This is a genomic window from Lentilitoribacter sp. EG35, from assembly GCF_040784015.1.
Classification (GTDB): domain Bacteria; phylum Pseudomonadota; class Alphaproteobacteria; order Rhizobiales; family Rhizobiaceae; genus Lentilitoribacter.
The window spans coordinates 268768-291734 of record NZ_JBFNGQ010000001.1; the positions used below are offsets into that span (position 1 = coordinate 268768).

Here is a 22967-nt window from a genome sequence, read left to right on the forward strand (position 1 = left end):
TAATCAACTGATATTTAAATCGATTAGCCAGCGTTTAGTATCAAAATCTAATCAAGTTTTATCAAAGATAGCTGTCGCCCATAGTCTTTTTCGTTTCTATGCGTGGTCCGGCGATATGAAAAATAGTTTTCGTCTTCTTCATAAGTGCAGATACCTAGATCTTCAGCATGTACGTTTGATTGCTCCAAACAGTTCACAATAAAGGCGTGTAGGTCGTATAAAAAATGACCTGGTTTATCTGCTTGTTTGAAATATACAGACAACTGTTTGTTCTTTTCAATGAAGCGGGAGTAAAATTCCGGTCCGACTTCATAATTTTGTTGTGAAATTGTAGGGCCAAGACAGGCTGTAATAGAGCTGCGCTCGGCTCCAAGTTTTTCCATCTCTATGATTGTATTTTCAAGAACGCCATCAAGTGCGCCACGCCAACCGGCGTGGGCGGCACCAATAACTGCGTTTTTGTGATCAGAAAATAAAACAGGCCCACAATCAGCGGTTACAACACCAATGGCAACTCCGCTTGTGTTACTAACTATGCCATCTGCTTGCGGACGATCTGAAGATATTCCGCTGTTTGCTGTGTGAACACGATTTGAGTGAATCTGGTGCAATGTTGCAAGGTTTTGAATATTGATATCTAACGTCGAACAGATATCTTTGCGGTTTTGCTCAACGCAATCCCGATCATCTCCAGATCCTAGGCCAGCGTTTAAGGAACTGAATATTCCGTCTGAATGACCGCCTCTGCGGGTAAAAAAACCGTGCTTGATACCCTGTTCTGTAATAAGTTTGCTGGTAATAAATTGAGGCGAACTCTGGCTCATTGATTTGCTTTTCTATCAAGAATTCTAGTTAAGATTATTCGCTGATTCCGGATCATCCATTTGAGCAACAAATGGTGCGAGCTTTACCTCTTGCCCGCTCATTGCCAAGACTTTGAACAATTCGCCCATGTTGCCGCTACCTTCACCAACAAGCCGCTCAACGGCGCTCCGTATTTCCTGCTGTGTTTCATGATCTTTATCCTGACCAAGCATTCCTGCTCGCTGGAGCAATCCCAGACCTACAAGAAAATCACCTTGATACATCACGCCATGAATATGGGCGCCTGCGGCATGAGCTGTGCGCATAAGCATTTCAAAGTCGACATGGCTTGTAAGGTCGGCCTGACCCGGGTTCGCAAGAGGTGGGTCGAATTCATGTTTGTGGATTGCTTGTAGCGTATCTCCAAACCCTGTTGCCAAATAACCGTAATCTATGACCAAAGCACTGCCACCTTCTTTTACAAGGCGGGTTGCGATGGCGGTCATAACATTTACACGGGCAGGGGCTATTTCGAACACCGTACCCGCAGGTTGGTCTTTGTGATTGGACGGCAAAAGGTCACTATCAATTCCTGCAACGCCTACAGAAAAGGCCAACTCATCTGACGCATTAACCGTGACTGTTCGTTCTCTAAAGCCTACATCCGTTTTGATAAATTGCCTTAACGGAATAGCATCGAACAATTCATTCGCTAAGAGCAGAAAGAATCCACCTGGTACGTCTTCAAATGAGTTGTGCCATGAAAGCTTATCTTCATAATTAGCTAAGGTTTCTTTCTGGATTTTACGCAGTTTAGGGCTTGTTTCTACCATATGAACAGTTGCCTGTTCCAGCAAAGAAGGCGCAAGCTTTGCGATAACTCGAAGAGCATCGGCCATCAGTGTGCCACGACCAGGCCCAATTTCAATAATTCGAATAGGACCCACTGGCGCTTGAGTTTGCCAAGATTGAACGAGATATACGCCAATCATTTCGCCAAATAATTGACTGATTTCAGGGGCTGTTGTGAAGTCGCCTGCAACGCCAAAAGGATCTTTGGTCATATAATAACCGAATTCAGGGTCTGCCAAACATATTGCGAAATAATCAGCAACGCTGATAGGGCCTGTTTGGGTAATTAGATCTCGAATTTTCTTTTCCAAAGGTGCAGGCATTCAGTTTCCCGTTATTCAATAAATTTTGCACGTTTGCTGGCAGTTATCATACTCCACATACCAACTGCAAGTAATGGCAGCGAAAGAAGCATTCCCATGGTCAGCCATTGGCCCAGTAAAAAACCGATATGCGCATCGGGTTCTCTGAAAAATTCTACAAATATGCGGGAGCAAGCATAAAGGGCTAAAAATGTCCCAGCAATAAATCCAGGTTTGCGGAGCATTTTCATATTCCATGCTAGTATGGCCAATACCACAAACAATATGATGCCTTCTAAAATCGCTTCATAAAGTTGGGAGGGGTGGCGTGCGAAGGGACCACCATCAGGAAATACAAATGCCCAAGGTGCGCCAGACAATCTGCCCCATAATTCACCATTGATAAAATTTGATATACGCCCGAAGAAAATTCCTATCGGTGCTGCCGCACATACGACATCAAACAGGTGCCACATGTTTATTTTTCGCAACTTTGCGAACAAAATCATAGCTGCCAGTGTTCCCAGTAACCCGCCATGAAAAGACATCCCGCCATTCCAGACCTGAAAGGCTCTGGTAGGTGATTGCATGACAGCCGATAGATCATAGAATAAAATGTAGCCGATGCGGCCGCCCGCGACGATGCCTATGGCTGCCCACAGAATAAAATCATCCAAATCTATAATTGTCATCGGTGCTTTATTGTTTGGCCATAGGTCAGCTTTGGACGCCAGTGCCTTTGCATAGATCCAGCCAAGCAAAATTCCGCAAACATAAGCAAGCCCATACCAACGTACATCAAATGGGCCGATGGAAAAAATGATCGGATCTATATCCGGGAATGTAAGGATCGAAAATAGCTGCAAGTACTGGTCCAAATTAAGTTACCTTGGGATGGTTGTTGTAATAAAATGCCGCATTATCTGCGTGCTTGGATAATGTCTATACATTGTGGCGCGGTGAAGGTGAAGACTGTATTGCTTGCGCCTATTTGTCCATTGGGTGGGACTTGAAAAAAAGCAGGCTAAAGCCTACTTAATTTACATGAGTTAATGGTAAGTTAGATCCAATCATCTGTGAGGTATTGAACATGACACAAGGTCCTAATCGAGTATTTGATGAGTTTGCTAAACTTATGACGGATGCTGCTGGTGCCGCACAAGGCGTTCGGCGAGAAATGGAAACTGCTTTTCAAAGTCAGTTCGAACGTTTTATTAACAGTGCTGATCTAGTCAAACGCGAAGAGTTTGAAGTTGTTCGCGAAATGGCAATTAAAGCTCGAGATGAAAATGATGCTTTGAACTCGCGTATTGAGATTTTGGAAAAGCAACTGGCCAAAAAAACAACAACACGATCTTCTGCTAAGGCATCTAAAACTGCTGACTAATCGTCAAGCAGATATCATTTCTAATTTATACATAATTTTTTTCCACAGACTGTGAGTGGAATCATACCGGCAAAAAACCCTTATTCCAGAGTCGGTTATCAGCCCTTGTGGAATCTAATTCACAACCCTCAAAAATTCTATCACCAGAAAAATCAATGTAAGGGGATGGCATCGTGAATCCGCTCTTATACACTGATTCATATGGATGATTCGGAATGCTGTTCGGTAAGCTTCACAAATGTTTACTGGTTCAGAATTCAAATGAACATGATGAGAATTAGTTGAATTTATAGTCCTTGCAGGTTTTGAAGGGCTTTAGAAAGTACGGGGCATTGGCATGGAGCTGGTCGAAATAGATATCGAACGTCATTCAAATCCGGTCGACATGATCGAATTTGTAGCTGCCAATAATGATTGGTCGTTTGAACGTTCAGGCGATGATGAAATAGCCATGATTGTCGAAGGTGACTGGGCGAATTATCAGGTTTCATTCTCTTGGATGGAAGACCTGGAAGCTGTTCATTTGGCTTGCGCATTTGACTTTAATGTCCCCGAACATCGTTCAGATGAGTTGCTAAAGTTGCTATCTCTAATCAATGGGCAAATTCTAATGGGCCACTTTGATATTTGGGCAAAAGATGGCGTTGTAATTTTTCGTCAGTCGCTTCTACTTTCGGGTGGTGCCGAACCTACGAACCAGCAAGTTGAAGTTTTGCTTTCGGGTGCTGTGGAAGCGTGTGAATCTTATTTTCAAGCATTTCAGTTCGTTGTGTGGTCTGGGATGGCGCCGAGACAAGCTTTGGATCTCGTGATGTTTGAGACGCAAGGGCAAGCCTAATGTTGCCAGATAGACCACTTGTTCTTGTTGGCGCAGGTAATATGGGTGGCGCTATTTTGCGAGGATGGATTAAGAGCGATATAGATCCTGCCACTATCTATGTGTCCGACCCAGGATTGTCGTCAGAGCTTCAGCAATATCTCGATAAGCATTCTATCCGACACGGTGCTGCAATGCCTGACGATATGATCGCTTCTATTTTGATGGTCGCTATAAAACCCCAGATGATGGAGAATGTGCTTCCAAACTTTGTTTCCGGTGTGGATGATGATACGTTGATCGTAAGTATTGCCGCAGGTACGACTATTTCCAAAATGAAATCATTTCTGCCATCCGGAAAAATCGTCAGGGCAATGCCAAATACACCGGCAATGGTTGGGCGCGGCATCACGGGAATTGCAGCGGAAGATGGTGTTTCTACGAATTCACGTGAAGAAATTACAAAGTTACTTGAAGTTTGTGGCCCGGTTGCCTGGCTAGACAATGAAGAGCAAATTGATGCGGTGACGGCAGTATCAGGTAGCGGTCCTGCATACGTCTTTTTGCTCGCAGAATGTATGGCAGAAGCTGGTTGTAAGGCTGGTTTGGATCGTGAAATTGCAATGCGATTGGCGCGTGAGACCGTGTCTGGCGCTGGTGAGTTGATGCGTCAATCAGAAGATGCCGCAAATGTTTTGCGCGAAAATGTGACCTCACCTGGCGGAACAACGGCAGCCGCATTATCTGTATTGATGGCAGATGAAGGTATGCAGAAGTTGTTTGATGCTGCGATTGCAGCTGCGAAATTAAGATCTGAGGAACTTGCTAAACAATGAGTAACGAAATTTCATGGTCTGATTTTGAAAAAGTAGATATTCGTATCGGGACGGTGATTGAAGCCACGCCATTTCCCGAAGCGCGCAAACCTGCCATCAAGATGAAAATCGATTTTGGCGATGAAATCGGCATAAAGAAAACATCTGCACAAATCACCGTTCATTATAGTCCAGAGCAACTTGTTGGTCGGCAGGTGTTGGGTGTGGTGAACTTTCCGCCACGTCAGATTGGGCCCTTCATGTCAGAAGTACTGACACTTGGTTTTGCCGATGATAGCGGTGCCATTGTGCTAGCCAATACGGATAAACCTGTTCCAAATGGCGAGCGGTTATTATAGTCAGCTAGACAGGCAATCGTAGTGTTGCTTTTAAGCCGCCTAATTGGCTGTTTGCTAATAATATATCACCGCCATGTCCCCGTGCAATGTCTCGCGCAATCGATAGACCAAGACCAGTGCCTTGCTCATCCTGGTTTCGTGCCTCATCTAACCTGAAAAAGGGGCGGAATACATCTTCACGCGCTTCCTCCGGAATACCGGGACCATCATCATCAAACGTGGCGACTAGCCAATTGTCATCACAGTGAATTGAAACTTCGATATGTTTTCCGTAACGACAGGCATTTGAGAAGAGGTTGTTGATTACACGACCAAATGCGTTGGGTCGCATTTCCGCCTTCTTAACTCCAGAGAGATTAATTTTCACATCTCTGCTTAATAGTTGGCCATCGTGTTTTAGTTTTTCGAGTAATTCATTTAGATCAATTTCGCCAACATCCTCTTCAGCCTCACCTTTGGCAAAAGCAAGATAACCCTCAAGCATAGACTGCATATCATTGACGTCTTGATCTAGGTTCTTAACCTCGGGATCATCACCCAATAGTGCGAGTTGGAGGCGAAATCTTGTTAGAATAGTTCGCAAGTCATGGCTGACACCTGAAAGCATTGCTGTTCTTTGTTCGATCTGGCGTTCGATACGCTCGCGCATACGAATGAATGCAAGGCCCGCGCGCCGAACCTCGTCCGCACCTCGTGGTTTAAAACCTTCGGGCGTTGGTTGGCCTTTACCAAATCTTTCCGCTGCATCGGCAAGCCTTAAGATGGGGCGTATTTGCCCCCGCAGGAACAGAATGGATATCAATAACATCACCAGCGATGTACCGACCATCCATAATAAGAAGATATGCGTATTTGACGCATAGGCCTGACTGCGCCGTGCAAAAATTTGAAGCACTTTCCCGTCGAGTTGAACTCTGATCTCCACTAGATTTGAATTTCCAACCGTATCTATCCAAAAGGGAAGTTGGACTTGCTTGGTTATTTCTTCACTTAAAATCTCGTCGAGAATGGAGAAAAAAGGTTTTGGACGTGGTGGAGGAAGGGTACCTCCTGTTTCAATGGATATATTTAGATCCAGGCGATCACGCGCGATCCGAATGATGCTCTCATAACCTTCATCTTGTGGGTAGGTTTCCAGAATATCTACAATGCCAGCAATATCACGTGTAACAGCAGTCGAGAGACGTTGGGTTACGGTTTGCCAGTGGCGTTCCATAAAAACAAAAGCTATCACCGATTGAAGCAGAACCATAGGAACAATGATGATGAGCAGTGATCTGGCGTAAAGGCCTGTTGGTACGCGTTTACGGAACCAGCGGGTATATTTTCGGATACCTGTTGGGGGATATCTTTCATATTCACGCCTTATGGACTCAACACTTGCCATTTATCTCTCGCCAAAATTATAGACCAAGATAGCTATAACCTGACTTTGGCGTGAGGAAAACAGGCTATTCTATTCAACGCACAATCGATAACCCACGCCGCGCACTGTTTGTAACCAGACCGGTTCTGCAGGATTGGTTTCAATTCGCCGTCTAAGACGATTGATTTGAACATCAATTGTCCTATCGCCAATTGTCTCCCCGTCGCCGGAAAGATCTGTTCTCTCGACGGTTTCTCCTGGTTTTTTGGAGAATATTGTCATCAATTCTTTTTCGCGATCTGTAAGGTGTATAGGATCACCTTCCTTTTTCAACTCACGTGTTTCAATAACAAATGTATATGGACCAAACATGATTTGTTGAATTGCCGGTTCATTTGTAGATGTCTGTCTTTTCAGTATCGAGTTGATGCGTAAGACGAGCTCTTTTGGATCAAATGGCTTGCCCAAATAATCGTCTGCGCCTGCCTCAAGTCCTTCAATTCTTGATTCAACTTCTGAAAGTGCTGTGAGCATTAAGATGGGTACATCTTTGATATGGTTGAGAGATTTAGTAAGAGATAATCCACTTTCTCCGGGCATCATGATGTCCACGACAAGAAGATCAAAATCCATTCCGCGTAACTTGCCACGCGCTTGTTCGGCATCTGAGGCCGTTGTTACACGAAAGCCACTCGTGCTGAGATAACGGCGTAGTAGGTCGCGAATTCTTGTGTCATCATCCACTACCAGAATATGTTTTGCGCTGTCTTCTATGAGCTCTGCATCCATTGTCGCCACCTCGGTAACTCCCATTTACTTATCGATCATGCCGTTCAGAAATTTCAGGACTGCCTGTCTATCTTCTGGTTTCATATCTTTCAAAGCAAGTGAGATTCGTTTTGATTGTTGCTGCGAGAGGGTTAGAGCAAGTTTTTGTCCATTTTGTGTTACATACAGGTGCCGTTGCCTGCGATCATCAGAATTGGTTTCTTGGCTGATATAACCCGTTTCGATCAACTGCTTTAAAACTTTAGCGAGGCTTTGCTTGGTTATTTGCAGAATTTCAAGCAGTTCGGCAACGGTTAGTCCGGGTTTGCGATGTACAAAATGGATGACCCTATGATGAGCACGGCCAAATTTGAATTGTTTTAGAAGTATATCAGGATCAGAGACAAAACTTTGATAGGCAAAAAACAAACCTTCAATTACTTCATAATCTATTTTAAGGTCCTGATCGGGCATATCAGACATCAGCGGACTCCGGATGCGTTTAAATATGTCAGCCTTATTGACACAATTTTGCATGATTGTTAATCTCAACTCAGCAATTGAGACTGTTTTTTGTGCTAAATCTCAGAATATGTCTTAGGAAATGAAATTATCCGGTCCAATTTGGATCGGATTTATATTATGGCTACGTGCCGGAGAGAATGTCATGGCTTCCAAATCGTTTGATCAACTTGATGGCGAAATTTGGTATAATGGTGAATTTGTTGATTGGCGGGATGCGAAAGTGCATGTGCTGACACATGGTCTTCACTATGCGAGTTCCGTCTTTGAAGGTGAGCGCGCATATGGTGGTGAGATTTTTAAACTTCGCCAACATACGGACCGTTTGATTAAATCAGCTGAGTATCTTGGTTTTGAAATCCCTTACACGGCTGACGAGATCGATGAGGCTTGCATTGCGACATTGAAACGCCAGGGTTTAACTGATGCATATATCCGCCCAATTGCATGGCGTGGCTCTGAAATGATGGGTATTTCAGCCCAATCTAACAAAATTAATTTGGCGATCGCTGTTTGGGCATGGCCGAGTTATTTTGACCCGGAAGAACGATTAAAGGGTTTGCGTCTCGGAATGGCCGAATATTGTCGTCCTGACCCGAGAACGATACCAAGTTTTGCGAAAGCTGCGGGCCTTTATATGATCTGCACATTGTCAAAACATAAGGCAGAATCGGAAGGTTATACTGATGCATTGATGCTTGATTGGCGTGGACGTGTTGCGGAAGCAACAGGTGCAAATGTCTTCTTCATCAAAGATGGAGAGATCATAACACCTGATCCTGATTGTTTCTTAAACGGTATTACACGCCAAACGATTATTGATTTGGCAAAAAAGCGTGGCATCAAGGTTACCGAACGCGCCATTCTTCCAGAAGAAATGGAGGGATTCGAAGGTTGTTTCCTAACAGGAACCGCTGCGGAAGTGACACCAGTATCTGAGATTGGGCCTTATAAATTTGTTGTTGGTGACATCATCAAAACTTTGATGGAAGACTACACGAAAGAAGTCACACCTAGCTAAGTAGTGGAAGATTGCTATTCAATCGAAAAGGCGGCATTAGCTGCCTTTTTTATTTTTTGAGCATTCCAAGTATCGCGCCTAGACCACCGGACATAATCGCGCCACCTGCTGCACCGCTGACGGCACTGCCCGCCAAAGCACCCATAGCACTTGTAAGATCTCCGCCTCCAAGCAAGCCGAGAATAAACGTGCCGCCAACACCGCCGATTGCTCCTGCTAAAGTTCGACCAATAGGGCCAAGTGCAGTTTGTTTTAGGATCGAGCTTACCGAATTTCCGGCGATTACACCTGTTACAAATTGTATAATGATAGGTAATAATGATTCCATATTTTTCCCCTATGTATTAATCCCTATTGCTTGTTCATATTGTACATGAATAGTAAGTAAGGCAAAGACGTATTTGCTTCAGGCAATGAAGCATCCATCTCGTAAGATTGAAAGAAATCATGACAAGTCTCCAAGCCATCATTGTTCCCGTTACTCCTTTTCAGCAGAATTGTACTATCTTATTTGATGAAGATCAGAAGAAAGGCGTTGTGATTGACCCTGGTGGAGATGTGTCGGCCATTATCGAAGCTATTGAAAACAAAGGACTGTCTATAACCGAGATCTGGTTAACACATGGTCACATCGATCATGCTGGGGGAGCGGAGGAGCTCAAAGATATTCTCGATGTAGAGATTATTGGGCCACATAAAGATGATGTACCTTTGTTATCAGGATTAGAAGAGCAAGCTAAAATGTTTGGCGTCGACATGGCTGTTAGAAATGTAACGCGGAACCAATGGCTCAATGAAGGTGATAGAGTTTCTTTTGCAGGGCATGAGTTTGAAGTTTATCATTGCCCTGGCCATGCGCCTGGGCATGTGATTTTCTTTAATAGAGCGCAGCAATTTGCGCATGTTGGTGATGTATTATTTGCTGGATCCATTGGCAGGACAGATCTGCCTGGTGGAAATCATGAGCAACTTTTAAAATCAATAAAGGAAAAATTGTTTCCTCTTGGCGATGGCGTTGGTTTTATATGTGGCCATGGACCTGGCGGTCAAATTGGTCAGGAACGGAAGAGTAATCCATTCCTAACCGGTCTGTAATTCAGTTTATCTTGCCACACAGAAGTGATCACGACCATCATAACCGCGGAAAGTACCTGTACGTGGGTTAAATGAGCGATATCTATTGTCGCAATAATTGTACCATCCTTTTGTCCAAGGCTCATATCCTCCTGTGTGTCGGCTATGTTGATACCTACGCTTTTGTCTATAAGAATGGCGCGGGGCCTGAGGATAATGATTTGCACCAGGATAATGGCGCTGAGGCGTAACTACACGGCGATGTGACTGCTGGTTGTTCACAGAGCCTGCAATAATGGCGCCGGCAGCAAGCCCAAGAATACCCCAAACAATGGCATCATCAGAATTATTATTTCTTTGAACATGTTTATGATGATGATGTTGCACATATATATCGTGTGCTTGTGCAGTTGAAACCGATGTAACGCTGATGGCTGCAATACTGGCTGCGATAACAAATGAATTGATAAGTTTCTTCATGATTGACACCTTAGTTAATGCATTGCTGCATCTTATTTTTAAACATGGTGTCACATTACAAAATCCAACCTGAATGAAAGATGAACGAATTTAGCTGGTCAATACTTTGCGTTTTATGTGTGGAATAGTTTCCGTTAATATCATGGCTGTGAAAATCAACAGCCCACCTAAATATCCGATTGCCGGAATGCGTTCACCAAGAAGTATCGCGCCAAATAATGCTGCAAACAAGACCTCTGATGACATGAATATGGCTGTTTGAGGGGCGGTTGTATATCTCTGCGCAACTGCCTGAATTGTAAAGGCCAGGGCACTTGAAAAAATCCCTGCATAGAGAATTTCGGGCAAAGCTGGGAGCAGGGATGTCATTTCGGTGGTTTCAAACCCAAGCCCAGAGATGCTTCCCAGTATGGCAATTGTTGCAAATTGCATAAAGCTGAAGGTCAGTGGACGGGCATATTTGATTACGTATCTTGTAATCAATATTACCTGCAATGCATTTCCAACAGCGCACATGATTGTGAGTATATCTCCTTTTGTGAGTGCGGATAAATGCCCTCCGGAGAGCAGGAAAATACCGGAGAATGTTAAAACAACACTGGGCCATATAATATAGTGGGGAATCTCTCTAAAGATGAGTAATGCTAGAATTGGAACAATAACCACATAAAGACCGGTCAGAACCCCTGAATTGGTAACAGTGGTGGTTAAAAGTCCAACCTGTTGCAATGCCATAGCTGCAAAAAGCACTGCACCGATTACAATGAATTGCAGGTAGGCTATTACAGGAAGTTTTCGTGTCGCGCGTTTACTTTCATAAATTGCGAGCGGAAGTAATACGATACTTGCAATTACAAATCGCGCACCAACGAATGTGTATGGTCCGATATCATCCATTGCGGTGGATTGCGCAATAAAGCCCATGCCCCATACGGCACCTGCAAGCAAGAGAAGGAGGTTTGCATTACGACGTGTCATTGAGAAGGCTTTCCAAAAATGAGATGTTAGTTCGCAAGAATAATCCAGTCGAAATATTCTTCTCTTTAATTTTTTCTAGGTAGATGCTTCACTTGCAAAGTTTGACGCATAAACTAGTCCTTGCTCTACTAAACCAAAATGCAAGAAGCAATTGGCTACCAGAGAATATTCGATAAATAATGTAAAGTGATGAACTGGATTATAGGGGCAAGGACAGGAGAAGTGAGCTTAAATGACTCATTTTGAACCCAATATTATCGGTCAGTTTTGCCAGCTCTTACCAATATTATGGCTTTGGTTTGCTGGTTGGTTTGCCAAATCTGGCAAAGCGATTTGTGTCGTAGGGATTAATCGTCCAGATCAGCTCAAACCAATGTCTGATGATGCCTGTGCAAAATTATTAGGGTAACTAATCTCGTTCACGCCCTGATAATCTGTTTTCCCAATGCTCATAAGGAGAGCCATGGCGATAAGAAAAAATGCCGATAAAGCGATTGTTTTTCGAGCTTGATGTTTAGGTTGTGTCCGGCGACTAGATTTAACAAACTGATCCATTATTCCATTCCTTATTTCACCTTCCTTTTCTTGCAAAACAAAGACAGCAATTCGACGTAAATGTGGTTTTTGCGTGTTGTTTGGTGGTCTTTTCGTGGCGTGGGATAATCAATGGCCATTTTCCAATAATTTTCACGGCAAATTGGATTTTGAACTTGCATGAATTTTCACGGTGCGACATACCTCCTTCGTAACTTTAATATGGAGCTAAAAATGGCCTTTCTTGCTGATGCCCTCTCTAGAGTAAAACCTTCTGCGACCATAGCTGTGGCGCAAAAAGCACGCGAACTAAAAGCTGCTGGACGCGATGTTATCGGTCTTGGCGCTGGTGAACCTGATTTCGATACGCCTGAAAATATTAAGAATGCGGCTAAAGATGCAATCGACCGAGGCGAGACGAAATATACGCCAGTCTCCGGTATACCTGAACTTCGCAAGGCGATTTCCGAGAAATTCAAGCGAGAAAATGGTCTCAACTATGAGCCTAATCAAGTTATCGTTGGCACGGGCGGTAAGCAGATATTGTTTAACGCATTTATGGCGACTTTAAATGAGGGCGATGAGGTTGTTATTCCTGCACCCTATTGGGTTAGCTATCCTGAAATGGTGGCGATTTGTGGTGGTACACCCGTTCCCATTGAAACAAAAATAGAAAATCAATTTAAGTTAACAGCTGATGCGCTGGAAGCGGCGATTACACCTAAAACTAAGTGGCTGATTTTTAACTCACCAAGTAACCCATCAGGTGGTGCTTATTCACATGATGAGTTGAAGGCGTTGACGGATGTTCTTGTTCGTCATCCGCAGGTCTGGATCCTGACGGATGATATGTATGAACATCTTGTTTATGATGATTTCGAATTTGTAACGCCTGCGCAAGTTGAGCCTTCGCTATATGAACGAACACTGACCATGAACGGTGTATCAAAAGCCTATGCTATGACGGGCTGGCGCATCGGTTATGCAGGTGGTCCGCTTGAGTTGGTGAAAGCGATGGATATGATCCAGGGTCAACAGACATCAGGTGCGTGTTCTATCGCGCAATGGGCTGCTGTTGAAGCATTAAATGGCCCTCAGGATTTCATTGAGAAGAATAAAGCTATCTTCAAAGGTCGCCGAGATCTTGTTGTATCGATGCTTAATCAAGCAAATGGAATTAATTGTCCGAGCCCTGAGGGTGCATTTTATGTTTATCCTTCATGCGCGGAATTGATTGGCAAGAAAACACCAAGTGGAAAGATTATTGAAACTGACGAAGATTTTGTGACTGAATTGTTGGAAGCTGAAGGTGTAGCCGTTGTTCATGGTTCTGCATTCGGCCTTGGTCCAAACTTTAGAATTTCATATGCAACATCAGATGAACTGCTGGAAGAAGCCTGTAAACGTATTCAACGTTTTTGCGGTTCTTTGACTTAGTAGCAATATCTAAATTTCAAATAACGCGCGGCGCATTCAATGTGTTGCGCGTTTTTGTTGCCTAAATTAATGCCATTGATCGCCGTTTAAAGAAGCTGACGCCTTATCTCTAGGCAAAAAAAAGCCGTAGCATGCGCCACGGCTTATAAAATTGAAGGTTTGAACCTTCGGAGGGAACAGCTCATGCGATGGATTGGGAGGAAACCATCTTTATGCATTCGCTGACTGTGATATGAGGCTTTCTTAACAAAATATCAACAAGTAGAATTGCATATCTGTCATGCATCTGACGCATAACTGTGCAGTAACTTGCATAAAATCTAATCTTTTGAGTGATTTATATCACCTTGTGTACGATTTTTTTCCACAAAACCATGCTTAGAATTCCCATTTTCTTGCCTTGGCAACCAGAAAATCACGGAAGACTTGGAGTTTTGCTACATTTTTCATCTCTTCTGCATAGCAAAAATAGGTATCAAAGGATGGAATATCGGCATTGATTTGAAGCTGTACCAAACCATCTGATTTGCTAACCATATAGTCGGGTAAAAGAGATAATCCTATCCCATGCATGCAGGCTCTGCGGACAGCTGGCAGGCTATTGATTTGAAGTTGGGGAATTCTCGGATTATCAGCGCTGCGCCCAATTGATTCCAGCCAATTCATTTCAAGCAAGTAATGTGGTGCGGGTTCACCAAACGTAATAATTCTATGGTTGTCTAAATCTTCCAGTGATTTTAACTCGCCATATTTATTGAGGTAATGAGGAGAGGCGTAGATGTGAAAATGCACGGTAAAGAGTTTGCGCTGGATAAGGTCGGATTCTTGAGGCTGGCGAAGTCTAATGGCGCAGTCAGCCTTGCGCATGCCTACATTTATCTCATCATTATCGAGCAATAATTGCAGTTGGATATCTTCATAAACAGATAGGAATTCATGAATGTTCCCTGTTAGCCAGCCTTGTCCTAAACCCACTGTTGTAGTGACACGCAGACTGCCGCTTGGTCTGTCGTTGGTTTCTTTAAGGCGCATCCGTGCTGTTTCAAGTTGATGCAGCACATCATCGGCAGTTCGAAATAATAACTCTCCTTGTTCGGTCAGAATCAATCCACGGGCATGCCTATGAAAAAGTTTAGAACCTACCTCATATTCGAGGGCGCTCACCTGACGACTAATTGCGGATTGAGATAAATGAAGTTTATCTGCGGCATGGGTAAATGAACCAGCTTCTGCTGCGGCATGAAAAATCCGCAATTTATCCCAATCTAACGACATGTCCGTTAGCTCCTCCCGATTCCGACGAATTCAATATCTTCTGCTAGCATAAACAAGGAATTAAAAACATCAATGTAAACAAGGAGGAGAGTTTACTTAACCCAAGAAACGTTCTGCTTCTAATGCTGCCATACATCCCATGCCAGCAGCTGTAACTGCTTGTCGATAGATATCGTCCGTCACATCGCCGGCAGCAAATACACCTTCAACATCCGTTGCGGTTGAATCTGGTGCAGTCCAGAGATATTTGTTTGGCTTTTGCTTTAACTTGCCTTCAAATAGAGAAACCGCAGGGGCATGCCCAATGGCAATGAAAATTCCATCTATTTCTATAGAGCTATCTTCATTTGTTTTTCTGTTGTGCAAATTCACACCAGTTACTGATGGAGGCAAAGGCGCTTTGGATGTATCGCCTGTGATTTCAGAAACTTCAGTATCCCAAATGATTTCAACATTGTCTTTTGCAAATAGACGTTCTTGCAATATCTTTTCGGCGCGAAACTCATCTCTGCGGTGAATAACTGTAACTTTATTGGCAAGGTTGGAGAGGTAAAGCGCTTCTTCAACAGCCGTATTTCCCCCGCCAACAACGGCGACATGTTTATTGCGATAGAAAAAGCCATCACAGGTCGCGCAAGCAGATACACCGCCACCCATAAAGGTTTGCTCTGATGGAAGCCCCAGCCATTTAGCTTGCGCACCTGTCGCAATGATAAGGGCATCTGCGGTGAAATTATTGCCCGAATCTGTTGAAACTTTGAAAGGTCTTTCACTGACGTCTACGTCTGTAACTGTGTCAATTATGATCTCTGAGCCAACATTTTTGGCTTGTTGCAACATCTGGTCCATCATCCAAGGGCCTTGTACGGCATCTGCATAGCCGGGATAGTTCTCGACCTCGGAGGTAATCATCAATTGACCACCTTGTTCAAGGCCTGTGATCATGACAGGCTTTAACATGGCGCGCGCTGCGTAAATTGCAGCTGTGTAGCCTGCAGGGCCTGATCCAATAATTAACACAGGGACGTGACGGTCAGACATTGGGTTTCCTTCGAAAATAAGAATGATTTATGCTTGTGATACTTAGTGACTGCCGGGTCTTTGTTTCAAGGGGGTGATCTTGCTTACTCACAGTTCATCATGGTTTTGACGATCAAACTATCGAGAGAATGATGTGTTGCGCATATTTTAAGTGCATTTACGGTGATCGTGATTTACAAAGTTTTCTGTGGTTTGAATGTTTAGACTTCCCATCTATGAGGGTCCAAAGATATGGCACGTCGACAAAAGACGCGATTTGAAAAATTTTTTTCAATTAATCAGCATAGGAAACGCTTGGGCGCAGTAAGAAGTACATCCGACAATGTCGATCTAATGATGTTAAAGAAGCAAGTTATTGACGAGGGTGAACCAGAACAAACATATGGTTCGGATAAATCCTTGGAAGCGCATTTAAAGAACCTTCGTCTCGAGTTTTCCGGGCAGTCAGAACTTTTATTCTACCATGCCAAATTAATTGTGCTTCTAAGGCGTGAATTTCAAATCCAGAAGACATACGCATCTTATGTAGAGCTTTGGCAGCAGGAAGGTGCTTTTTTGATTAATGAGCTAAATTTGCGATGGCTTGTATCGGCTTGCGAAACATTTGCAGATCATGATGAAGATTCGACGGTACAGGCTGTAGCTATACAAGGTTCATTGCTTGCCAATATTGTAAAGGTTTATGAGACCGAACGTACGCTTAGTAATGCGAAAAACCTGGTGTATGATGAGGCGAAGATTTCTCAATTGCACGATAATTTGATGCCGTTATTTGGAGGTATGTCGTGTTTTGCTGTTGGTACCGATGATACTTTGCGAAATTTGCGCTGGCGGTTAAATAAAATGTTTAAAACGCCAATAGTAGGCCGAATCTTGGAAGAGATCTTTTTAAGATTACAGGACGAAGATACCGCGTTTAAGCGGTTGCGGGAGGCTCACCATCGCGATCGAACAAGTTGGTGGTGATTAGCCTTTATATTTTGCAAGATAGTCAAAATCATCTTTGACAATTTCAAGATATTTCTTCTCAGAGCTGAAATAGTTGAAGACCATGGGCTGTGCTAAATGCAATTGTTCTAGGAAACGCCGGAAACGGAACTTGAAGTATTCAGAGCGGCCGCTTGGCTTGTCGCGCGGGTGAATTTCATCGGTCGCAATGGATGATCGTGTTTCCAATGGGTTTGAAATTCCATAATTCTTACATTTGTCCGATTGTAATGCTAACGCCGGGTTCATCTGGTAAGCATGAAGTTCAAAGCTTGTCCAGAGCATCGCATCAGCGATGCCGGCCTTCCTATTCGCTTTTTCAATCATTTTCTGTGCCCCGCTCGGCCACAAAATGTATGCAGCAGCACCATCTCTATTCAAAAGTAGTTGGTACAAACCCGATAATTGTTCAGGGCTCTTTTTCAATAACACTCGTCTATGTCTGGTTTCAAGATTAAGTATATCTATTCCGGTAAGGTTTTTGATAGCGCTTAAGAGTTGAGGCGTTTTGATTGATAAAAACGCATCATCCTCCAAGACTAACATTGGTTCATTGGCTTTTACTATCTTATTCCAACAGTTCCAATGGCTGATAAGGCATGCTTTCTCTGTATCTTTGAGTGGTCGAACGCCTGTCATCCAATATTCTTCGGATCGAAGTGTTGGTGCTTTACTTGCTGTCTCCGCATCCAAAAACTCAAATTCAATGCCTAACTCTTTAAGTTGGTATAGCTGGAACTTTCTGCGTTCTGGAGCCGTTTTGAGATTTATTACGAGCGCTTTCATTTTTAACCTTTGAAAGAATCCGAGGTTTCTTGATAGGTGTTATTTATTGCCGTGGCTTCTTTCTGTAATGAGAATTCTGTCTCCATATGATGTCTGACATGTTTCCCGTGTTTGCTCAGAAGAGCTTCATCTTCGATGTAGAACTTAGTAAGCTCGATCATGCGTTCAGGATCATTGATTGGGGTCATTGCACCTGTTTTGTTTTCAATAATGATCTCAGAAAAGGCGCCAACATCTGCAGCAATTGTTGGAACCCCGCAAGCGCCGGCTTCTAGCGGAGTAAGGCCAAAGCCTTCCCATCTTTGCGGTGCGATGAACAGGTCAAGCGCCTGATACCAGTTTTCAATATTGGTATGTTCACCGACAAATAGTATGCGATCTGCCAAATTTGCATTGTCGATTTTGGATTTAAGGCCCCTTTCGAAGTCGATATGTTCTGCTGTTGTGCGGCCTGCGATTATTGCAATCCAATTTTCGTGTTGGGGTAAAACCTCAATCATTGTATCTACGAAAATATCGGTGCCTTTTTGTTTGCGAATTCTGCCAAAGCAACCGGCAATTTTTTTTGTAGGATCCAGCCCAAGTTGTCGCTTGGTATCTTGCTTGTTTTTGGCCGGGCTAAACCTCTCTAAATCAATTCCATGCATAATCACGGTGTTGGGTACTTCAAGATATTTTGCCGTTTTATGACTGGTTGCGATGACCGAATCCATTTTGGAAATGAGCCATTTTGTATATTTTTTATGTTGGCGCTGTGATGCCGAAGTGAATACGATTTTTAATTTCATTCGTAGTAAATCGCGCATGATGATCGCTGGCAGCATCTCGATATTACGACGTGCATGCCAGATACGATGGTCACCGCTTTTTGTCGTGAACCACAATTTCCAAAAGTCTCGTATTCTGACATGAGGTAGTTCAGCAGGCAAACCAGCGCCGCAGACCGCAATATTTAAGCCAAGTTTTCGCTGTCGTGGTACCAGTTGAATAATTGTAGACGTAACACCAGACAAGCGTTTTTTGAAATTGGGTGCAATGACCTCAACATCGTCTAAATTAATGTAATTGGTCATTAGAGCTTACCGACAAAAATAAAGTAATTCTGTTGCTAGTTGCCCCAGCTTACAGCAAGAATCTCATAGCCTCTAGAGCCACCGGGCGCATTAAACTCTATGGAATCGCCAACAGTCTTACCAATCAAAGCACGGGCTATTGGTGAGGAAATAGAAATTTTACCAAGTTTAACATCTGCTTCCTGATCGCCGACAATCTGATAAGTTTTTTCTTCATCAGTATCTTCGTCAACCAATTTTACAACAGCACCAAATTTAACAGTGTCACCAGACATGTTGCTCAGATCAATAACTTCAGCGCGCGAGGTTAAGTCTTCAAGCTCCATGATGCGACCTTCATTATGGCTTTGAGCTTCTTTTGCCGCGTGATATTCGGCGTTTTCGGAAAGATCACCATGGGCACGAGCTTCTGAAATAGCATCAATAATGCGCCCACGTTCAGTTTGAGTTCGCATGCGAAGCTCTTCCTGAAGAGTGGTATATCCTTCTTGGGTCATGGGTACTTTTTCGACCATGGTATTGCCCCTAACTAACTTGGACTGCGTAAATTTACGTCAGTCATAAATAACATTATTGATTCTCAACTGAGACGACATCGAATTCTATACAATAAACCCGAATTTTAGCAAATCATTGCTGTTTTATGAATGTATGGAAGCCACTCACTCTAACTGAAATAGTCTTGAAGAGGTCTAACTTCAAGGTTTCCTGCATTTAAAGCTTCGATCGCATCAGCAGCAGAAGCTGCGCCTGCCATTGTCGTAAAATAAGGAATTTTATTAGTCAGAGTTGCAAGTCTCAAAGATTTTGAGTGTGAAATCGCTTTGGCACCAGATGTCGTGTTGATTACCATTTGTACCTGTCTATTTCGGATGGAATCCTGAATGTCAGGGCGGCCTTCACTCACTTTATTGACACGAACAATGTCTAAATCATTTTCTTCAAAATAATTTGCCGTGCCTGTTGTTGCCATTATTTTAAAGCCAAGGCCGGATAGTTTTTTTGCAGCGCCTAGTACCCGTGGTTTATCTTCATCTTTTACTGAGATGAAGACACAACCGCTGCGCGGAAGTTCGACGCCAGCGCCAAGTTGGGATTTCGCGAAGGATAGTGCGTAATCGGTATCAAGCCCCATAACTTCACCAGTTGATCGCATTTCAGGACCAAGCAGAGTATCGACACCGGGGAAGCGTGCAAATGGGAATACAGCCTCTTTAACTGCAATATGGTTGAGTTTTCTTGGGTTTGGTTTGTCACCATAAGCAGAGAATGAATTGTCCAGCTTTTCACCAGCCATAATTCGGGCAGCAATTTTTGCAATTGGTGCACCAACTGTTTTTGCAACGAAGGGTACAGTCCGCGATGCGCGCGGGTTCACTTCAATCACGTAAATCGTGTCGTCTTTTATTGCATATTGAACATTCATCAATCCGCCAACATTGAGCGCTCTTGCAAGTGCTTCTGTTTGTTTTTCTAGTTCATCCAGAATCTCATCGCTTAGGGAATGCGCAGGAAGAGAGCATGCGCTGTCGCCTGAGTGAATGCCCGCTTCTTCGATATGTTCCATAATGCCCGAAACATAAACACTATCGCCATCACATAGACAGTCAACATCGACCTCAATTGCATTTGTTAGATAGCTGTCGAACAATAGCGGATTTGTGCCAAGAAGAGTATTGATTTGCCCCGTTTTGTCATTTGGATATTTAGCTTTGATATCTTCAGGAACAAGTTCGGGAACAGTGTCCAGAAGGTAGCGTGACAGGGTTGCTTCATCACGAATAATTTCCATCGCGCGTCCGCCAAGAACATAAGATGGTCGAACGACGAGTGGGAACCCTATTTCAGCGGCGATCAAACGTGATTGCTCGACAGAATAGGCGATGCCATTTTTCGGTTGTGTTAAATCAAGTTTAATCAGTAACTTTTGGAAGCGGTCACGATCTTCTGCAAGATCAATTGCATCAGGGGCCGTGCCAAGAATTGGAATACCTGCTTTTTCGAGCGCATTTGCAAGTTTAAGCGGAGTTTGACCACCAAATTGTACAATAACACCCTCAAGAGAACCATTTGTCTGCTCAGCGAGTAGAATTTCCATGACATCTTCTTCTGTCAGCGGCTCAAAATACAGGCGATCCGAGGTATCATAATCTGTTGAAACCGTTTCAGGGTTACAGTTAATCATGATGGATTCGTAACCGGCGTCATTGAGCGCATAACACGCATGGCAGCAGCAATAATCAAATTCGATACCTTGGCCAATACGGTTTGGTCCGCCGCCAAGGATGACGACTTTTTTCTTATCCGATATATCGGCTTCCGAACGAAGTTCTCCTGCAAATGGTGTCTCATAAGTCGAGTACATATAAGCCGTAGGGGATGCAAATTCTGCAGCACACGTGTCAATGCGCTTATAGACTGGTATGACATCAAGCTCACGACGTATTTTTGAAACGTCGGCTTCGTCTTTCATGATTAGTGACGCAAGACGCGCGTCTGAAAAGCCCATTGATTTGAGCGTGCGAAAGTTATCCTGATCTTCAGGCAGGCCGTGGGTTCTCACTCGGGCTTCCATATCGATAATAGCGCGGAGCTGTTCAAGGAACCAGGGGTCAATCCAGCATGTATCGTGGATTTCTTTATTTGACATACCAAGACGCATGGCTTGTGCGACCATGCGAAGTCGATCTGGTGTTGGCGTGCTGATTGCAGCTTTGATGGCGTTTTGATCATCATCTTCACCAAGTCCAGGTATATCAATCTCATCAAGACCAGTTAGGCCAGTTTCAAGACCGCGAAGTGCTTTTTGCAAGGATTCGTTGAATGTCCGGCCAATGGCCATAACTTCACCAACGGATTTCATTGCAGTAGTCAATGTTGGCTCTGAACCTGGGAATTTTTCAAATGCAAAGCGTGGAATCTTTGTAACAACATAATCAATTGATGGCTCAAATGATGCAGGCGTTGCGCCGCCCGTAATGTCGTTTTCCAGTTCATCAAGCGTATAACCGACGGCAAGTTTAGCCGCAACTTTGGCGATTGGAAACCCAGTTGCTTTGGATGCAAGGGCAGATGAACGCGACACGCGCGGGTTCATTTCAATAACGATTAAGCGACCGTTTGCAGGATTAACCGCAAATTGAACGTTAGAACCACCTGTTTCTACACCTATTTCGCGCAATACTCTAATCGATGCATTACGCATGATTTGGTATTCTTTATCCGTTAAAGTGAGGGCCGGTGCCACAGTGATGGAATCGCCAGTGTGAACACCCATAGGATCAAAATTTTCAATGGAGCAGATAATGATGCAATTATCCGCTTTATCGCGGACAACTTCCATTTCATATTCTTTCCAACCAAGTATGGATTCCTCAATAAGGACTTCCGTTGTCGGAGAAGCATCCAGGCCGCTTCTTACAATTTCCATATATTCGGATTGGTTATAGGCAATTCCGCCGCCTGTTCCACCCATTGTGAAAGAAGGGCGGATAATTGCTGGTAAACCGACAAGATCAAGCGCTTGGGCTGCCAATCCCATTGCGTGCGATATGTAGCGTTGTTTACGGTCAGTTTCGCCAAGGTTCCAGGTGTTTTCAAGCGCGTCTAACTTCTTGTCGAGTGCTTCACCTTGAAATTTTTTGCGCAGTTCATCTCGTGCAGCTTCGTGTGTTTCGCGATCTGCGTTCTTGATGTCAGTTGCGTTTGCAAGCATGGACGTTGGCGTGTCTAATCCAATTTCGGTCATAGCTTCGCGGAACAGCGAGCGATCTTCGGCTTTGTCGATTGCATCTGGTTGAGCGCCAATCATCTCCACATTATAGCGATCCAAAACACCCATGCGCCTTAATGAAAGAGCGGTGTTCAGTGCTGTTTGACCGCCCATAGTGGGCAGCAGAGCATCTGGACGCTCTTTTGCAATAATTTTTGCGACAACTTCCGGCGTGATCGGCTCAATGTAAGTTGCGTCGGCCAGCTCTGGATCCGTCATGATCGTGGCGGGGTTTGAGTTGACCAGAATGACCCGGTAACCTTCTTCTTTAAGTGCTTTACATGCTTGCGTGCCGGAATAGTCAAATTCGCAGGCTTGCCCGATAATAATCGGCCCAGCGCCAATAATGAGAATTGATTTAATATCTGTTCTTTTACCCATGGCGCTTATCCGTATCATTTTGCACAATAAAACCGGCAGGGGCCTCCTACCAGCTTGGCATATAAAAATTCAATGGCTAAGCGTGCCTTATAGGGTATGATGGATAAATTGTAACCCCTTAGATATGGAAAATTGT

The 22967-nt window shown here is 43.8% G+C and carries 24 protein-coding genes; 9 read left to right on the forward strand and 15 right to left on the reverse strand.

Features of this window, described 5'->3' with window-relative positions; all coding sequences use genetic code 11:
- Nucleotides 1-47: 47 nt before the first annotated feature.
- From pgeF to lgt, 3 genes are read right to left on the reverse strand one after another with little or no spacing between them, the layout of a single operon-like run.
- Complete coding sequence (gene pgeF / locus AB2J24_RS01210; RefSeq protein ID WP_162652689.1) at nt 48-824, reverse strand: peptidoglycan editing factor PgeF; 777 nt, start codon at nt 822-824, stop codon at nt 48-50.
- Between the two features lie 24 nt (nt 825-848).
- Nucleotides 849-1979, reverse strand: coding sequence for a class I SAM-dependent methyltransferase (locus AB2J24_RS01215; RefSeq protein WP_367384141.1), 1131 nt, complete (start codon nt 1977-1979; stop codon nt 849-851).
- 11 nt (nt 1980-1990) lie between these two features.
- On the reverse strand, nt 1991-2836 hold the full coding sequence (gene lgt, locus AB2J24_RS01220; RefSeq protein ID WP_367384142.1) for a prolipoprotein diacylglyceryl transferase: 846 nt from the start codon (nt 2834-2836) through the stop codon (nt 1991-1993).
- Nucleotides 2837-3048: 212 nt separating this feature from the next.
- Here lgt and AB2J24_RS01225 point away from each other — a divergent pair, with 212 nt between their 5' ends.
- The 4 genes from AB2J24_RS01225 to AB2J24_RS01240 all read left to right on the forward strand — a co-directional run bounded on the left by AB2J24_RS01225 (nt 3049) and on the right by AB2J24_RS01240 (nt 5336).
- Nucleotides 3049-3345, forward strand: coding sequence for an accessory factor UbiK family protein (locus AB2J24_RS01225; RefSeq protein WP_162652686.1), 297 nt, complete (start codon nt 3049-3051; stop codon nt 3343-3345).
- Nucleotides 3346-3682: 337 nt separating this feature from the next.
- On the forward strand, nt 3683-4183 hold the full coding sequence (locus AB2J24_RS01230; protein ID WP_162652685.1) for a YbjN domain-containing protein: 501 nt from the start codon (nt 3683-3685) through the stop codon (nt 4181-4183).
- Complete coding sequence (proC, locus tag AB2J24_RS01235; protein WP_367384143.1) at nt 4183-4998, forward strand: pyrroline-5-carboxylate reductase; 816 nt, start codon at nt 4183-4185, stop codon at nt 4996-4998. The genes AB2J24_RS01230 and proC overlap by 1 nt, the downstream gene beginning before the upstream one ends.
- On the forward strand, nt 4995-5336 hold the full coding sequence (locus AB2J24_RS01240) for a tRNA-binding protein (protein ID WP_162652683.1): 342 nt from the start codon (nt 4995-4997) through the stop codon (nt 5334-5336). Before proC ends, AB2J24_RS01240 begins: the two co-directional genes overlap by 4 nt.
- A gap of 4 nt (nt 5337-5340) precedes the next feature.
- On the opposite strand, the gene AB2J24_RS01245 is transcribed toward AB2J24_RS01240, so the two are convergent.
- The 3 genes from AB2J24_RS01245 to AB2J24_RS01255 form a co-directional block, all read right to left on the reverse strand.
- Nucleotides 5341-6723, reverse strand: a complete 1383-nt coding sequence (locus AB2J24_RS01245; protein WP_367384144.1) for an ATP-binding protein — start codon at nt 6721-6723, stop codon at nt 5341-5343.
- A 69-nt stretch (nt 6724-6792) separates the two neighbouring features.
- Nucleotides 6793-7515 carry a response regulator gene (locus AB2J24_RS01250; protein WP_420883601.1) on the reverse strand — a complete coding sequence of 241 codons (723 nt, stop codon included), beginning with the start codon at nt 7513-7515 and terminating at the stop codon, nt 6793-6795.
- Nucleotides 7516-7944, reverse strand: a complete 429-nt coding sequence (locus AB2J24_RS01255; protein WP_162653628.1) for a MarR family winged helix-turn-helix transcriptional regulator — start codon at nt 7942-7944, stop codon at nt 7516-7518. It lies immediately after the preceding gene.
- Between the two features lie 193 nt (nt 7945-8137).
- Here AB2J24_RS01255 and AB2J24_RS01260 point away from each other — a divergent pair, with 193 nt between their 5' ends.
- The gene (locus AB2J24_RS01260) at nt 8138-9013 is read left to right on the forward strand and encodes a branched-chain amino acid aminotransferase (RefSeq protein WP_367384145.1); all 876 of its coding nucleotides are present in this window, start codon (nt 8138-8140) and stop codon (nt 9011-9013) included.
- A 49-nt stretch (nt 9014-9062) separates the two neighbouring features.
- Here AB2J24_RS01260 and AB2J24_RS01265 read toward each other — a convergent pair whose 3' ends face one another.
- On the reverse strand, nt 9063-9341 hold the full coding sequence (locus AB2J24_RS01265; RefSeq protein ID WP_162652679.1) for a hypothetical protein: 279 nt from the start codon (nt 9339-9341) through the stop codon (nt 9063-9065).
- Nucleotides 9342-9460: 119 nt separating this feature from the next.
- Between AB2J24_RS01265 and AB2J24_RS01270 the strand changes: the two genes are divergently transcribed.
- Entirely contained in the window at nt 9461-10108 is a 648-nt protein-coding gene (locus AB2J24_RS01270) for an MBL fold metallo-hydrolase (RefSeq protein WP_367384146.1), read from the forward strand.
- A gap of 6 nt (nt 10109-10114) precedes the next feature.
- On the opposite strand, the gene AB2J24_RS01275 is transcribed toward AB2J24_RS01270, so the two are convergent.
- Both AB2J24_RS01275 and AB2J24_RS01280 read right to left on the reverse strand, forming a co-directional pair.
- Complete coding sequence (locus AB2J24_RS01275) at nt 10115-10567, reverse strand: BA14K family protein (RefSeq protein ID WP_367384147.1); 453 nt, start codon at nt 10565-10567, stop codon at nt 10115-10117.
- Nucleotides 10568-10657: 90 nt separating this feature from the next.
- A complete protein-coding gene (locus AB2J24_RS01280; protein ID WP_367384148.1) occupies nt 10658-11545 on the reverse strand; it encodes a DMT family transporter in 888 nt (295 codons plus the stop codon).
- 232 nt (nt 11546-11777) lie between these two features.
- Between AB2J24_RS01280 and AB2J24_RS01285 the strand changes: the two genes are divergently transcribed.
- Complete coding sequence (locus AB2J24_RS01285; protein ID WP_367384149.1) at nt 11778-11954, forward strand: hypothetical protein; 177 nt, start codon at nt 11778-11780, stop codon at nt 11952-11954.
- A gap of 359 nt (nt 11955-12313) precedes the next feature.
- Nucleotides 12314-13516: a pyridoxal phosphate-dependent aminotransferase gene (locus AB2J24_RS01290; RefSeq protein WP_162652674.1), complete on the forward strand. Its 1203-nt coding sequence runs from the start codon at nt 12314-12316 to the stop codon at nt 13514-13516.
- 378 nt (nt 13517-13894) lie between these two features.
- On the opposite strand, the gene AB2J24_RS01295 is transcribed toward AB2J24_RS01290, so the two are convergent.
- Both AB2J24_RS01295 and trxB read right to left on the reverse strand, forming a co-directional pair.
- Nucleotides 13895-14791 carry a LysR family transcriptional regulator gene (locus AB2J24_RS01295; protein ID WP_162652673.1) on the reverse strand — a complete coding sequence of 299 codons (897 nt, stop codon included), beginning with the start codon at nt 14789-14791 and terminating at the stop codon, nt 13895-13897.
- Between the two features lie 96 nt (nt 14792-14887).
- The gene (trxB, locus tag AB2J24_RS01300) at nt 14888-15832 is read right to left on the reverse strand and encodes a thioredoxin-disulfide reductase (protein WP_367384150.1); all 945 of its coding nucleotides are present in this window, start codon (nt 15830-15832) and stop codon (nt 14888-14890) included.
- Nucleotides 15833-16063: 231 nt separating this feature from the next.
- On the opposite strand from trxB, the gene AB2J24_RS01305 reads away from it, so the two are divergent.
- On the forward strand, nt 16064-16798 hold the full coding sequence (locus AB2J24_RS01305; RefSeq protein WP_367384151.1) for a hypothetical protein: 735 nt from the start codon (nt 16064-16066) through the stop codon (nt 16796-16798).
- On the opposite strand, the gene AB2J24_RS01310 is transcribed toward AB2J24_RS01305, so the two are convergent.
- The 4 genes from AB2J24_RS01310 to carB form a co-directional block, all read right to left on the reverse strand.
- Entirely contained in the window at nt 16799-17605 is an 807-nt protein-coding gene (locus tag AB2J24_RS01310; RefSeq protein WP_367384152.1) for a glycosyltransferase family 25 protein, read from the reverse strand.
- A gap of 2 nt (nt 17606-17607) precedes the next feature.
- Nucleotides 17608-18678 (reverse strand): glycosyltransferase family 4 protein, encoded by a 1071-nt coding sequence (locus tag AB2J24_RS01315; RefSeq protein ID WP_367384153.1) that lies wholly within the window; start codon nt 18676-18678, stop codon nt 17608-17610.
- 35 nt (nt 18679-18713) lie between these two features.
- Complete coding sequence (greA, locus tag AB2J24_RS01320; RefSeq protein ID WP_162652669.1) at nt 18714-19193, reverse strand: transcription elongation factor GreA; 480 nt, start codon at nt 19191-19193, stop codon at nt 18714-18716.
- Between the two features lie 152 nt (nt 19194-19345).
- Nucleotides 19346-22831, reverse strand: coding sequence for a carbamoyl-phosphate synthase large subunit (carB, locus tag AB2J24_RS01325; RefSeq protein WP_367384154.1), 3486 nt, complete (start codon nt 22829-22831; stop codon nt 19346-19348).
- Between the last annotated feature and the right edge of the window lie 136 nt (nt 22832-22967).